The organism is Nonomuraea sp. NPDC050536, assembly GCF_044457685.1.
GTDB lineage: Bacteria > Actinomycetota > Actinomycetes > Streptosporangiales > Streptosporangiaceae > Nonomuraea.
On sequence record NZ_JBITHD010000002.1, the window covers coordinates 162,075 to 175,700 of the forward strand.

General features: G+C 69.9%; 11 protein-coding genes and 1 other RNA gene. 2 read left to right on the plus strand and 10 right to left on the minus strand.

Annotated features, from left to right (window positions below):
* Window positions 1-61 precede the first annotated feature (61 nt).
* A complete protein-coding gene (locus ACIBHX_RS07760) occupies window positions 62-2,806 on the minus strand; it encodes a BTAD domain-containing putative transcriptional regulator (RefSeq protein ID WP_397065306.1) in 2,745 nt (914 codons plus the stop codon).
* Window positions 2,807-2,809: 3 nt separating this feature from the next.
* On the minus strand, window positions 2,810-4,312 hold the full coding sequence (locus ACIBHX_RS07765) for a serine/threonine-protein kinase (protein ID WP_397065308.1): 1,503 nt from the start codon (window positions 4,310-4,312) through the stop codon (window positions 2,810-2,812).
* Window positions 4,313-4,568: 256 nt separating this feature from the next.
* On the opposite strand from ACIBHX_RS07765, the gene ACIBHX_RS07770 reads away from it, so the two are divergent.
* A complete protein-coding gene (locus ACIBHX_RS07770; RefSeq protein ID WP_397065310.1) occupies window positions 4,569-4,775 on the plus strand; it encodes a hypothetical protein in 207 nt (68 codons plus the stop codon).
* Between the two features lie 136 nt (window positions 4,776-4,911).
* Here the strand turns inward: ACIBHX_RS07770 and ACIBHX_RS07775 are convergent, their stop codons facing one another.
* From ACIBHX_RS07775 to ftsE, 7 genes are all read right to left on the minus strand, one after another.
* On the minus strand, window positions 4,912-5,325 hold the full coding sequence (locus ACIBHX_RS07775) for a fasciclin domain-containing protein (protein ID WP_397065312.1): 414 nt from the start codon (window positions 5,323-5,325) through the stop codon (window positions 4,912-4,914).
* 457 nt (window positions 5,326-5,782) lie between these two features.
* Window positions 5,783-6,919: a low temperature requirement protein A gene (locus ACIBHX_RS07780; protein ID WP_397065314.1), complete on the minus strand. Its 1,137-nt coding sequence runs from the start codon at window positions 6,917-6,919 to the stop codon at window positions 5,783-5,785.
* A gap of 365 nt (window positions 6,920-7,284) precedes the next feature.
* Window positions 7,285-7,676, minus strand: a transfer-messenger RNA (tmRNA) gene (gene ssrA / locus ACIBHX_RS07785).
* A 454-nt stretch (window positions 7,677-8,130) separates the two neighbouring features.
* A complete protein-coding gene (locus tag ACIBHX_RS07790; RefSeq protein WP_397065316.1) occupies window positions 8,131-9,990 on the minus strand; it encodes a penicillin-binding transpeptidase domain-containing protein in 1,860 nt (619 codons plus the stop codon).
* Window positions 9,987-10,454 (minus strand): SsrA-binding protein SmpB, encoded by a 468-nt coding sequence (smpB, locus tag ACIBHX_RS07795; protein WP_397065318.1) that lies wholly within the window; start codon window positions 10,452-10,454, stop codon window positions 9,987-9,989. The genes ACIBHX_RS07790 and smpB overlap by 4 nt, the downstream gene beginning before the upstream one ends.
* 23 nt (window positions 10,455-10,477) lie before the next feature.
* On the minus strand, window positions 10,478-11,380 hold the full coding sequence (ftsX, locus tag ACIBHX_RS07800) for a permease-like cell division protein FtsX (protein WP_397065320.1): 903 nt from the start codon (window positions 11,378-11,380) through the stop codon (window positions 10,478-10,480).
* A 20-nt stretch (window positions 11,381-11,400) separates the two neighbouring features.
* Window positions 11,401-12,090 carry a cell division ATP-binding protein FtsE gene (gene ftsE, locus ACIBHX_RS07805; protein ID WP_020541427.1) on the minus strand — a complete coding sequence of 230 codons (690 nt, stop codon included), beginning with the start codon at window positions 12,088-12,090 and terminating at the stop codon, window positions 11,401-11,403.
* A 203-nt stretch (window positions 12,091-12,293) separates the two neighbouring features.
* Here ftsE and ACIBHX_RS07810 point away from each other — a divergent pair, with 203 nt between their 5' ends.
* Window positions 12,294-12,485, plus strand: coding sequence for a hypothetical protein (locus ACIBHX_RS07810; protein ID WP_397065322.1), 192 nt, complete (start codon window positions 12,294-12,296; stop codon window positions 12,483-12,485).
* On the opposite strand, the gene prfB is transcribed toward ACIBHX_RS07810, so the two are convergent.
* Window positions 12,471-13,586, minus strand: coding sequence for a peptide chain release factor 2 (gene prfB / locus ACIBHX_RS07815; RefSeq protein WP_397065324.1), 1,116 nt, complete (start codon window positions 13,584-13,586; stop codon window positions 12,471-12,473). The genes ACIBHX_RS07810 and prfB overlap by 15 nt on opposite strands.
* Window positions 13,587-13,626: the final 40 nt, after the last annotated feature.

The following is a 13,626-nucleotide window of genomic DNA, read 5'->3' on the forward strand; positions in this document are numbered from 1 at the left end:
GGGGGTTTGAAACTCAGGGCCCCGACGCTAGGCGAGCGACCTTCAGTTTCCGCATAGTCCGCTATATCGGCAGGCCACGCCGCCTCCGAGCCTCCTGCGCGAGCTGTTCTGACTCCGCGTGGCCGGGCCCGTCGCCGAGGACGTCAAACTCTCCCATAGCTCGCATAACTCCCTCAACTGCGGCATCAACCTCGTCGAGGTCGAGGCGTGCTCTGGCCATGGCGAGCAGCGCGTGCGCGCGGTTGCGGCGATCGCCGTGCGCGTCGTAGATCTCGTACGCCTCTCGCGCCGCTGTCAGGGCGGCTTCTGGACGGCCCTCCTCGAGCACGACGTCCGACAGGGCGAGCAGGCTCGCCGCCTCGGGCAGCCGGTCACCGAGGCGCCGGTTGATCAGCAGCCGCCGTTCCAGGTGGTCGCGGGCCTGGGTGAGCCGCCGGTCGGCCAGATGGAGCCTGGCCAGGTCGAGCAGGGACTCCGCCTCGCCGCGGGGATCGCCGAGCTCCCGATAGTCCGCCAGGCTCCGCTCGAGCAGGTTCGGATCGCGGCGCAGCGCGCCGAGCGCCCGCCGCGCGTCGGCCGTGCCGCGCACATCGGCCGCCTCCTCGAACACCTGCGACGCCCGGGTGAGGGCTCGTTCCGCGGCGGCCGGCTGCTCCTCGACGAGCCCGAGCCTGAGCGTGATCCTGGCCAGCTCCAGCCCCTCCACCAGCGGCAGCGCCGCCCGCAGCGCCGCCGCGGCGGCTCCAGGACGCCCCTCGGCGCGGTGCAGGTCCGCCAGCCCGCGCAGCAGCAGCGCCTCGCCCTGCCGATGTCCCGCGGCCCTGGCGGAGTCCAGCCCGATCGCGGTGGTGTCGTGCCAGTCGTCGTGCCGGGCGTCCAACTCGAACAGCGGGGTCAGGTAGAAGGCCAGCCGCCAGGCCGCCTCGTGCAGTCCCGTCCGGTGAAGGTCGCCGACGGTCGCCACCAGGAACACCCGCTCTGCCCGCAGCCAGCGGGCCGACTCGCGCAGCAGGGTGGTCTCCAGCACCTGCTCGGCGGTCGCGGCCACGGTCCGGCCCGAGCCCGGCTCGGCGGGCAGCAGCAGGGACCTGGCGCGGCGGGTCCTGTCGAGGATGCCCGGGGCGATCTCCGCCAGGACCGGGCGCGGGTCGCCGAGCTGTTCGGCGGCGTAGAGGCGGGTCAGGTCGTGCCAGCCGTACCGCTCCTGGCCGGCGACGTCCAGGCCGCGCGACTGCAGGAGCCCGGCGTCGGCGAGCGGGTCGAGGTCGGCGCCGAACACCCAGGGCGCGAAGTCGGGTGCCGTGAGCGCGCCGAGCCTGCGGAGCAGGTCGCGCTCGGGCTCGGGCAGGCCGCGGTAGCCGAGCGCGAGGCTGCCGCGGACGGCCAGGTCGCCGGCGCTCAGCTCGTCGAGCCTGCGCCGCTCGTCGCCGAGCCGTCCTGCCAGGTGCTCGAGCGTCCAGCCAGGCTTTCTGGCCAGGCGCGATCCGGCGATGCGCAGCGCCAGCGGCAGCCCGCCGCACAGCCGCGCGATCGTCCTGGCGGCGCCGGGTTCCGCCGCGACGCGCTCGGCGCCCGCGACGGCGGCGAGCAGGCCGACGGCCTCGGCCTCGGCCAGCACGCCCAGCTCATGGGCGCGGGCCGCCTCGAGCCCCGCGAGCGGGGAGCGGCTGGTCACCAGCGTCAGGCTGCCGGGGCCGGTCGGCAGCAGCGGCCTGACCTGGGCCTCGTCGGCGGCGTCGTCCAGCACGACGAGCAGCCTGCGGGTCGCGGTCAGGCCACGGTAGAGCCTGATGCGCTCGTCCAGCGCGGCGGGGACGGGGCCGCCGCCGAGCGAGCGCAACAGGTCCTCCAGGACGGCTGACGGCGTTCTGCCGCGGAGCGCGGCGTAGAGCGTGCCGTCGGGCATGTCCAGGCTTGTTGCGGAGTGTACGGCTATCGCGGTCTTCCCGCTTCCTGGCGGGCCGTGGACCACCAGGTGGACGGGGGCGCCGGTCCTGGCGGGCACGGCCTCACGGATCCAGGCCAGGGCGGCGGCCCGCCCCACAAAGTCCGAAATATCGGGCGGCGTCTCGGCAGGGACGGTTTTTGCTGAAATATCGTCGGAAAGCACGCGATCATGGGCGGCGCGCAGCTCAGGTCCGGGCTCCAGCCCCAGCTCGTCCACCAGCGTCGTGCGCGCGTCCTGGTAGGCCGCCAGCGCCTCGGACCGCCGCCCCGCCAGCCGCAGCGCGTCCATCAGCTGCCCCCACGCCCGCTCGCGCAGCGGATACGCCGCCACCAGCCCGCGCAGCTCGCCGACCACCTCGGCACCCCTGCCCAGCCGCAGGTCCAACTCGACCCGCTCCTCGGTCGCGGCCAGCCTGAGCTCCTCCAGAGGTACGGCATGCGTCCTGCGCAGATGCCCCGACTCCACATCCGCCAGAGCCGGACCCCGCCACAGCGCCAGCGCCTCGCGGAACCGCTCGGCCGCCTCGCCCGCCGAACCCGCCTCCCGCGCCCGCCGGGCCCGCTCGACCAGGCGCTCGAACCGGTGCGCGTCCACCTCGCCGGGATCCACGTCGAGCAGATATCCGCCGGGCACCGTGGCGATGCCGCCGACCAGCTTGCGCAGCGCGCTCACGTACACCCGCAGCACCGGCTCGGCCGACGCGGGCGGCCTGCCGTCCCAGATGACCTCGACGAGCCGGTCGACCGGCACCGGCCTGCCGGGCGACAGCAACAGCGCCGCCAGCAGCGCGCGGTGCTTGGCGGGGCCGGGAAGCTCACCGTCGCGGATCAGGAGCGGGCCGAGCACACCGAAGCGCACGGCCTAGCCCTTCGACGGCTGGACGGCGAACGTCGCGAAGCGCACCTGGACCGCCTGGTCGCCGCTGGGCGCCGCGAGCACGCCCGCCTCGCCGGACTCGAACGGCTGGTCGTCGGTGACCTTCGCGAGCAGCTCCTCGTTGACCCACAGGCGCAGCGTCGTGCCCGCGCACTCGGCGACGATGCGGTTGTCCTGCGCGGTCTTCGCGTCGGCCGGGCCGTACAGGATCGTGGGCTGACCGCCGTCGCGGCGCCTGACGATCGAGGCCTTGCCCTGGTCGTTCAGCGTGAACTCGTAGCGGCCGGCCGAGCCCTGTTTGCCGTGGCACCACACGCCGTACTCGCCCTTGCCCTGCTCCAGGCGGGCCCTGGCGCTGATCACGACGTCGCCGCCGGGCTCGCGCCTGGGCGCCGACTTCCACAGGCGCCACCCGGCGTTCGCGGTCAGCACGTACGCACCGCCGACCTGGCGCGCGCTGCCGCCCTGCGACGCGCCCACGGCCCACGCCTGGCGGAAGTCCGCGGTGTACGGCCAGCTCTCCCGAGCCGTGAGCGGCACCACGACGGCACCTGCCACCACGGCCGCCAAACCGGCGGCCGCCACGACCCACGGCCACCGCCTCCTGGCGGCCTTCGCCGGCTCCTCGTCCTGCCTCTGGACCTGGCTGCCGGGGCCCGTCCAGGTGTTCTCCACCACCTGCGTGGCCGTCTCCGGCGTGAACCGCCTGCCGCCCATCAGATCGGCCAGCAGCTGCTGGGCCGTCGGCCGCAGCCGGGGATCCTTGGCCATCGCCCGCTCGACCAGCCCCCGCATCCCCGCCTCGAGCCCGTCGAGCACGGGCCCCTCGTTGACGATGCGGTAGAGGACCTCGTGCGGCGCCCCGCCCCCGAACGGCAGCCGCCCCGTCCCCGCGAAGGCGATCACCCCGCCCCAGGCGTACACGTCGGCCGCCGGGGTCAGCGGCTCACCCCGCACCTGCTCGGGCGCCATGAACGCGGGAGTCCCCAGGATGGCCTGGCTGGCGGACGCGTCCCCGTCCACGAGCTGCGCGATCCCGAAGTCGATCACCCGCGGCCCGAGCGGCGACAGCAGCACGTTCGACGGCTTCAGATCCCGATGGATCACCCCGGCTCCGTGGATCGCGCCCAGCGCGGTCGCGATCCCCACGGCCAGCGCCTCCAGGTTCGCCCCGGAGAACGGCCCCTGCTCCCGTACGGCTTGCGCCAGATCGGGCCCCTTGACGTACTCGGTGACCAGGTAGGCGGTCTCCCCGTCGAACCCCGCGTCCAGCACGGGCGCCGTACAGAACCGCGCGACCCGCCGCGCGGCGGCCACTTCCCGCTCGAACCTTCGGCGGAACGCGGGATCGCGGGCCAGCGCCGGATGGATCACCTTCACAGCGGCCAGCGACCCTGTGGGTGTGGACGCGAGGTGCACCTCCCCCATCCCGCCCCGCCCGAGCACGCGCCGCAGCACGTACCCGCCGATCACCCGCTCACCGTCCATCGCAGACAGATTAGCCAGACCCCGGCATCCCCGACTTCACCCCCATGCGGCAAACCCCTCCCGCGCAACGCGAGGCCCATCGATCCGAGGGCCGGGGTTACCCACGTTCAGACGGCGGCTGTATACGTGCGGAGATCGTGATGTGCGACCGGGGTCCCGTGGAGCGTCGTACCTCGGGGCGACCGGCGCTCGTCGAGTGCTGTGGGCGCTACTGGTCCTGGGCGGGGGAAGCGCCGGATGGGCGCTGGGATGGGCGGTGACCGACGTCGCCGGGCTCGGGGTGAGCAAGGCGGACGGTCTGGTGTACCGGCACAACGAGATCGAGCACGGCGGCGACAGCATCTGCTTCCGCACCACCGAGTGCACACCGGACGGCGCCGGCCTCACCTACGTTCGCGATGAGGACACACACGGATACGTGGTGCGGCACGATCAGATGATCGTCCAGCCCTCCCACCGCTGAGGCCACGAAACCTCCTGGACCGCCTCCGCCAATGGCTCCGCACGCTCTAGCCACACGACCGCCTGGTAACCACACTCACCCAACCGTTCTTCGCACGCCCCGGCTCCTGCGACCAAGTGTGAGAAGGCGGGGAAGGCTAGCTGGGCGGCTGCAGGACGGTGTCGATGAGGTAGATGGTGGCGTTGGCCGTCTGGATGTTCGGGCACAGCACCTTGGCCTTGCCGTTCAGCGTGATCGTGTCGTCGGTGACCTTGGTGGTGATGCTTCCGGTCTGTTTCGTGGTGAGCGTGGCGTCGGCCAGGTCGGCCGGGGTCTTGCGGCCCTGGACCACGTGGTAGCCGAGGAGCCCGACCAGCGCCTCGCGGTCGGCCAGCCACTTGTCGAGCTGCCCCTCGGGGAGCTTGTCGAAGGCGGAGTTCACCGGTGCGAAGACGGTGATGTCGCGGGAGCTGTCGAAGGTGGCGGCGTAGGACGCCTTATTGATGGCCGAGACGAAGCTCGACAGCTCCGGAACGCCGGACATGGCGGCGACCACCTGCTGCCCGGCCATCGTGCTGCGGCTACCGGGCCCAGATGGCGGAAGGATGTCGCAGCCCGCCTGGCTGGTACCGGGAGAGGGCGTCCGGGCCGGAGTCTGCCAGCCCGGGGAGGGCGTGACCGTCGGACTCTTGTCGGGTGTGACGGACGGACTCCAGTCGGGCGTGGCATCCGGAGTTTCGTCAGGCGTCGAATCCGGTGTCTCGTCAGGTGTGGAGTCCGGCGCCTCGTCAGGCGTGGAATCCGGTGCCTCGTCGGGCTGGGCATCCGAGCTCACTTCGGGTGTCGGATTCGCATGAAGAGGGGGTTCCGCGGAGGCGAGCGGTGGCGCGCCGGCCCACGGCGGACGGCCCCACCGCTCGTCCAACGCAAAAACGGCGGTGTCCACAAGGACACCGCCGTTCGTGACACCGCGACGAGTAGGGCCACATCGGTGGACCTCATGGCGGCTTACTCGAACACCACGCCGCTTAACGAGCGACCTCTCGCTCGGGGCGCGCCGTGGGTGAGGTGACTTCGGCCGTTGCCCGCCGTACCGTCAAGGTCCGCGTGAGGCGGGTCACCACCTCGGCGGCGAGCAGTCCCACCACTGCCCAGGCCGGGAGGACCGGGAAGAGCGCGAGCGTGCCCGCCACGACCGCCAGGCCGAGAGCGGTCCAGCCGGCCGCCGGGCCCGCGGGCTGCCCGAGCAGCAGGGCAAGCACGAAGAAGGTCAGCCGGTAGAGCGCCAGGCCGCCACAGAGCGCCAGCGCCGCGCCGTACGGGAGGTGGCCGGGCTCAGCCACCGCCGTGCCCAGCCCCGCGGCCATCGAGGTGAGCGCGGCGACGACGGGGAAGTGCCCGATGCCCATGACGTCCCGCACCCGGGAGTTCTTGGCCGGAAGCAGCTGGCGCGCCGCGACCACCGACGTGAAGTCGAAATAGCTCCACCACAGCGCCGCGAAGAGCACGAAACCGAGGCCGAGCACCGCCCATCCAGCAGCCGTCCAGTGGTGGTCCAACGCGCCCAGGGCCGCGGCGACCGACTCGCCCAGCACGATGGTGACGAACAGCCCGACCCGCTCGACGATGTGCGGCACCTGGTAGGACGGCTCGTGCTTGCGCGGCTGGATGGCGATCAGCGTGACGACCTCGCACGCGACGCCCGCGAGCCAGAGCGGCGCCCGGTACGGTGGGGGGACGAAGATCGAGATCGCCCAGAGGACGGAGCTGAACCCGTTGAAGGCGAGGACGATCTTCAGCGGCGCGACCGCCCGCCACATCGCGAACGACACCACGCGCGAGGCGATGAAGCCCAGCGCATAGACGGTGGCCCGCTCGCCGGTCGCCTCCGGAATGGCGACGGCCATCGCGCCCATCGCCGCCATCGACGCGAGCAGCGCCAGACGCGAGCGGGTGCTGTCGGAGCCGGTGACGTTCACGAAGACGGTGACGGTCAGCCAGACCCACCAGGGGGCCACGAAGAGCAGGACGAACGTGCCGAACTGCGCCGGCCCCGGATCACCTTCGAGCAGGTGGGCGAGCCTGGCGACGGCGACGACGAACACGAGGTCGAAGAAGAGCTCGGCCCATCCTGCCCGCTGTTCTTCCCCTTGACTGAGGGTCATGGCGGACAATTGTGACAGGAAGGCGCAGGAGAGGCGTATTTTCGCCTATCAGTCATTGGGCGGCGGCATCTGGTCGCCCAGCAACGCCCGCACGACCGGTCTGGCAAAGGCCTCCAGATCGGTGGGCAGGTCACCAGGACGCACTGGTGGGCGGGCTGTTGGCAAGCACGGGTCCTGTCGCTGCCTTCCCGGCAGGTAACGCCTTCAGGCGCCTCTGGTCACAGCACCCCCTTCAGGTTCGGGATTGGGTTCCGAGAACCTAGGGCGCAGCACACGCTGACGTCCCCCTTCGGGGTCGCGTGCGTCAACAGACGCGAAACCGCCCCTTACCTGCGGCGTTGCCGCAGGTAAGGGGCGGTTCGATCTTGTGGAGGTGGCGGGAATCGAACCCGCGTCCTTCAACCCCAAGACAGGGCTTCTCCGGGCGCAGCCTGCTGTGCTTTTCTCAGCCCCGGCGATCACGCAGGCGAGTCGCCGACGGGCTCAGCCACTGTTAGATTTCCCGAACTCCCCCGTGGCCGGGTAGTCCGGTTGAGCCTTCTAGCGACGCCAGACACCGGGCCGAAGGCACTCCCGGGCTGACGAAGGTTCTCGCTACTTAGGCAGCGAGAGCCAGGCCCTCACGGGCCTGGGCGACCTTAGTGCTCTTAGAATTGGCACTTATTTGTTTGCGGTCACAGGATTAACGAGGTTATGTCCGCAGTCCTCGGCCCGCTTCACCTGAGTTGCAAGGTCGAAGTCGAAGCCAGTCACCCCCATGTGCAGTTGTCAACACGACCCCGCAGGGCCGAGCAACAAGAAGATACATCTCACAACACCCACGATGCCAACTCCATTCCCACCGCACGGCCCCGCTCCACCTGTTCAGAAGGGTTTCTCGTACGGCAGGCCGCCGGGTGCGGAGGCTGGAGATCACGAGGACTTGGTGCGCGGCGGCACGGTGAGAGCCTGGCGGGCGCGCAAAGAAGGAGCCCCGGTAAGGAGAGGCAAGGGAGTGCATGGGGAAACGGCGGAACCCCCGGGAGCGCGGCAAGGTCGCTACGCGCTCCCGGGGGCGACCGGCAGGGTCGAGCCGGTCCGGACGGTGAGGCTTCCCCCGAGATGAAGCCCCATCTCATCACGGCGACTGAGTCCGCAACCCCCCGAGCGGGCCCAGTCACTCAGTAAGACGCAGCCGGCCCCTCGTTTGGTTGCTTGCAGTAGCGAGAAAGTTACCGAGTGCTTCCAAGGCCGCCGAAGAACCGCCCGGCGACCGCCGCGGCGTCGGAGTTCCTGGCCAGTACGGCCACCGCAACGTCTCCCTGCCAGCCCACGAACCAGGTCAGGTCCTTGGCCGTGGCCGAGACCCCGTAGACCTGGGACGAGCCCGCCTGGGCGGCGTGAGCCGTACCCCTGACTCCGGCGCGCATCATCGACGTGAGCGTGGTGCGGACGGCCGGCTGCAGCGGGACAGGCTTGGGCGGCGCGACGGGGACGACGGCGGCGGCCGGGTCGGGCTTGGTGGGCGCCGTGACCAGGACGGGCGGGTGCCAGGTGCCCGAGGCCACGGCCCCGGCGACCAGGGCCATCGACAGCGGGCTGACCTCGACGTTCTGGCCGGCGATGGCCTTGGCCTTGGCGGCATCGCTGTCGAGGGTCGGCAGCGTACCGTTGAACGACGTCAGCGGCAGCTTCCACGGCACGCCGATGCCCAGGTTGGTGGCGCTCTGCGAGAGCGCGGAGGCGTTGACCCGGCGGGCGAGCGCGGCCAGGGCGGTGACGCAGCCCCTGGCGAAGTTGTCCTGGACGGTCGGCGTGGTGCTGGTGGTCTGGCTGGCCTGCTCGAACTTGGCGCCGCCGACGGTGCGCTCGGCGGGGCACGGCAGCTTCTGGCCGGGCTTGACCCCGGCCTTGAGCAGCGCGTCGGCGGCCACGATGGAGAACGTCGTGCCGGGCGGGAACTTGCCCGCCAGCGCGTCGGTGGCCTGGTTGTAGGTCTTGGTGGCGACCGCGCGGATCTCGCCGCTGGAGGCCTGCACGGCCACCAGGGCGGCCGCGTCGGTGTCGACGACGGCGTTCTCGGCCGCGCGCTGGACACCGCTGTCGATCGTGGTGGTGACGGCGGAGTTGAGCCTGCCCTGCCACTCCTGGAGCAGGTCGGCCTGCTTGCCGGTCTTCAGGTCGAGCGTGATCACCTGGATCCGGGTGGAGCCGGTGAGCTCGTCCTGGTAGGCGGCCTGCAGGCCGGTGAGCCCGACGGAGTCGCCGGCCCGCTGCGGGCCGCCGAGTTTCTGCTCCCTCTCCGGGGTCAGCGCGGTGACCTTGCCGATGATGTCCTTGGGGTTGTCGGGGCGGACGGGCTGGGGCTGGGGCTGGGTCTGGACGCCGAGCTTCTCGAGGTCGCTCAGCCGCGACGCCAGCGCCTTGTAGCGCGAGCGGCCGAACGTCACCAGCGGCACGAAGTCGCTGGGCGGCGAGGACTGGATCCGGCTGAGCAGCCGGTCCTCGGGGAAGCCGGTGATCTTGGCGAGCTCGGCGACGACCTGAGGGGCCTGGGCGCCGACCTTGTCGGGGGTGACTCCGGCCACGTAGAGGATGTCGTTGGTCTGCAGCGGCACACCGGTGCGGTCGTTGATCCGCTCGCGCGGGCGCGGCTCGGTCTTGACCGCGAAGCGCTGGCCGTCCTTCAGCTTGGGATGCAGCACGGACGGCGACCAGCGCACCATCCACTGCCCGCCGACGCGGTGCAGCGGCAGCGTGCTCGTGTAGCCCCACAGCGGGACGTTCTCGCCGAGGTCGATCTCGACGCCGAAGGTGGCCTTCGCCTCGTCGCCGTCCTGCGACATGCTCTTGACCTTGAAGCGGAACGAGGCCGCGTCCAGGTCGAGCTTGGTCGCGGCCAGCGCCTTGCGCACCGTCGCGGGGTCGCCGTCGGTACGGCCGGCCGCCAGCGAGTAGTCCTCCGACTGCCAGCCCACGAGGAAGTCGCGGACCGCGTCGTGCGGGGAGGGCTCCTCGAAGCAGGCGGTCAGCGTCGTGCTCGCGACCACCAGCGTGATCGTCGAGGCGAGAGTCCGCCGGACGCGCTTCATCGGTTGGCGTGCCGCAGCGCCCGGGCCATCTCCCGCTTGGCCTGCTGCTCCGCCAGCGTCTGCCGCTTGTCCCAGTCCTTCTTGCCGCGGGCGAGGGCGATCTCGACCTTGGCCCTGCCGTCCTTGAAGTAGAGCAAGAGCGGCACGATCGTCAGCCCGCCCTCCTTGGTCTTGGCGGCGAGCCTTTCGATCTCCTTGCGGTGCAGCAGCAGCTTGCGCTTGCGGCGAGCGGCGTGGTTGGTCCACGTGCCCTGCGAGTATTCAGGGATGTGCACGTTGAGCAGCCACGCTTCGCCACCGTCGATGCTCGCGTAGCCATCGACGAGCGAGGCGCGGCCCTCCCGAAGGGACTTCACCTCGGTGCCCTGCAGCACGAGCCCGGCCTCGAAGGTGTCCTCGAGGAGGTAGTCGTGGCGGGCACGCTTGTTCTGGGCGATGACCTTCCGCCCGGTCTCACGTGGCATGGTTCGACTTTACCGGCGTTCCACTACACCCTGAGGTAGCGGCGGAGCGTGACGAACGAGGCGAGCACACACATCAGCACGCCGATCACCATGGTGATCGTGATCACCTGGGCGACCTCGTTCCAGCCGAGCGGCGTCGCGGTCAAGTAGGCCGACAGCTCCTCGAAGAGCATGACCTTGGTGACGATCAGGATGACGGCCGCGAAAACGCCGCCGATGAGACCGGCGATCATGCCCTCCATCACGAAGGGCAGCTGGATGTACAGGTTGGAGGCGCCCACCAGGCGCATGATGCCGGTCTCGCGGCGGCGGTTGAAGGCCGACAGCCGCACGGTATTGCCGATCAGCAGAGCCGCGGCGAGCACCAGGATGATGGCGACGGCGATGGCGAAGACGCGGAGCTTGTCGAGCATGCCGAAGAACTTGCCGACCAGGTCCTTCTGGTTGACCACCGACGCCACCCCGGCCTCGCCGGACACAGCTTGGACGACCACCTGGTAGTTGTTGGGGTCCTTCAGCTTGACCCGGAAGGAGGTGGGCAGATCCTGCACGCGGGTGGCGTTCAGCAGCGTCTTGTTGTTGGAGAAGGCGTCCTGGAAGTTCTTGAAGGCGGTGGCCTGATCCTCGTAGTAGACCTGCTCGACGCCAGGAAGGGCCTTGAGCTTCGTCTGCAGCGCCTGGGTCTGCGCGTCGGAGACCGGCTTGCCCTTGCAGTTGGGCTGATTGGAAGCTCGGCCGCACAGGAAGACCGAGACCTCGATCTTGTCGTACCAATACCCCTTCATCGCCGAGACCTGGGCGTTGATCAGCAGCCCGACACCCAGCATCGCCATGCCGACGGCGACCGTGATGATCACCGCGATCGTCATGGTCAGGTTGCGACGGAGGCCGATCCAGACCTCGGAGAAGATGAAATTCGCCCGCATGTTGTGTCTGCTGCTCCCTGTCAGTAGGCCTGGCCGTAAACGCCGCGCGACTGGTCTCGGACGATCTTGCCGTCCTCCAGTTCCACGACCCGCTTACGCATGGAGTCGACGATGGCCGCGTCGTGCGTGGCCATGACGACCGTAGTGCCAGTCCTGTTGATCCGGTCGAGCACCTTCATGATGCCGATGCTCGTCGCGGGGTCGATGTTGCCCGTGGGCTCGTCGGCCAGCAAGATCATGGGCCGGTTGACGAAGGCGCGGGCCATGGCGACGCGTTGCTGCTCGCCGCCGGACAGCTCGTCGGGCATGCGGTGGGCCTTGCCTTCCAGACCCACCAGCTCGATGACCTCGGGGACCACCTTGCGGATGAACCGCCGGGGCTTACCGATGACCTCGAGCGCGAACGCCACGTTCTCGTAGACGTTCTTGTTCGGGAGCAGTCTGAAGTCCTGGAACACGCAGCCGATACGGCGGCGCAGGTGCGGCACCTTGAAGTTGGACAGGCGCGCCAGGTCCTTGCCCGCGACATGAATGGCGCCGGAGTTGGGCCGCTCCTCCTTGAGGACCAGCCGCAGGAACGTGGACTTGCCGGATCCCGAGGGACCGACGAGGAACACGAACTCACCCTTGTCCACGTCAACGGACACGTGGTCGAGGGCGGGCCGGTTCTGGTTCGCGTAGACCTTGGTGACATTATCGAAATGGATCACGAGAGCATCACGGCATGCCAGTCTAGAGGTCAGGACGGAAGCAAGGGTGGCACATGCCCACCTCCCGCCGCTGGCCTATCGGGGGCGCCCATCTTTACTGATGATCGACGTTCCGATTGGCCAGAGCACAGTCTAGGGGGAAGACTGGCATGGAACGTCCATAACGGAAACAAAACGATTGTGCGGCTAGACTTGGGGCTGACATGAGTTGTGAACACCTCGTATGCGCGCAGTGCGCCCACCCCGTGATCGAGGGGCGCTGCCCGCTCTGCCGTGCCAATCGCGAGCGGATGCACCATCACGGCTTCGCCGGGCTGTCACCCGCTCTCATCGCCGTGCTCCTGATCGTCGCGCTCTTCGTGACGCTCGTGCTCAAGCACCTAAGCGGTCTCTGACTCCTGCCGCCGCATCCAGCGGATCTCGGACTCGATGAACCCGTCGAGGTCGCCGTCGAGCACGGCCGTGGGGTTGCCCGCCTCGGTGCCGGTGCGCAGGTCCTTGACGATCTGGTACGGGTGCAGCACGTAGTTACGGATCTGCGTGCCCCATGACGTGGTGGTGGCGCCGCGCAGCTCCGACATCTTCTCCGCCTCCTCCTGCCGCTTGCGCTCGAGCAGCTTGGCCTGCAGCACGTTCATCGCGGTCGCGCGGTTCTGCAGCTGGGAGCGCTCGTTCTGGCAGGAGACCACGATGCCGGAGGGCAGGTGGGTGATGCGGACCGCCGAGTCGGTGGTGTTGACGCCCTGGCCGCCCGGACCGCTGGACCGGTAGACGTCGATGCGGAGCTCGTCCTCGTTGATGTCGATGTGGTCGGTCTGCTCGACGACGGGCACCACGTCGACCCCGGCGAAGGAGGTCTGGCGGCGGCCCTGGTTGTCGAACGGGCTGATCCGGACGAGCCGGTGGGTGCCGTGTTCCCCGCGCAGCGTGCCGTACGCGTAAGGAGACTTGATCGTGAAGGTGGCGGACTTGATCCCGGCCTCTTCGGCGTAGGAGGTGTCGTAGACCTCGGTCGGGTAGCCCTTGCGCTCGGCCCAGCGTATGTACATGCGCAGCAGCATCTCGGCCCAGTCGGCCGCGTCCACGCCGCCGGCCTGGGAGTTGATCGTGACCAGCGCCTCGCGGGCGTCGTACTCGCCCGACAGCAGCGTGCGGACCTCCATCGCCCCGATGTCGGAGCGCAGCGAGACCAGCTCCTTGTCGGCCTCGGCGCGGGTGTCCTCGTCGGCCTCCTCGGCCGCCAGCTCGTAGAGCACGCCAAGGTCGTCGAGGCGGCGCGCGAGGCCCTCCACCTTGTTGAGCTCGCCCTGCAGGTGGGACAGCTTGCTGGTGATCTTCTGGGCCTGCTCGGGATCGTCCCAGAGGTCCGGCGCCGCGACCTGCTCGCCCAGCTCGGCGATGTGCTTGCGCATCGCGTCGAGGTCGAGCACGTCTTGGATGCTTCGCAGGGTGCCCGCGAGCTCCTTGATCTCTTCAGCCGGATCGATGTCTGCCACGTCTCCCAAGGGTACGCGACCCTCGCGCGCACGAATAACA

Excerpts from the sequence above, each read along its gene's own strand:
- ACIBHX_RS07765 (WP_397065308.1), bottom strand. The coding sequence starts at position 4,312 with ATGGACGGTGAGCGGGTGATCGGCGGGTACGTGCTGCGGCGCGTGCTC.
- ACIBHX_RS07775 (WP_397065312.1), bottom strand. The coding sequence starts at position 5,325 with ATGGCCGGGCAGCAGGTGGTCGCCGCCATGTCCGGCGTTCCGGAGCTG.
- ACIBHX_RS07780 (WP_397065314.1), bottom strand. The coding sequence starts at position 6,919 with ATGACCCTCAGTCAAGGGGAAGAACAGCGGGCAGGATGGGCCGAGCTC.
- ACIBHX_RS07790 (WP_397065316.1), bottom strand. The coding sequence starts at position 9,990 with ATGAAGCGCGTCCGGCGGACTCTCGCCTCGACGATCACGCTGGTGGTC.
- smpB (WP_397065318.1), bottom strand. The coding sequence starts at position 10,454 with ATGCCACGTGAGACCGGGCGGAAGGTCATCGCCCAGAACAAGCGTGCC.
- ftsX (WP_397065320.1), bottom strand. The coding sequence starts at position 11,380 with ATGCGGGCGAATTTCATCTTCTCCGAGGTCTGGATCGGCCTCCGTCGC.
- ACIBHX_RS07810 (WP_397065322.1), top strand. The coding sequence starts at position 12,294 with ATGAGTTGTGAACACCTCGTATGCGCGCAGTGCGCCCACCCCGTGATC.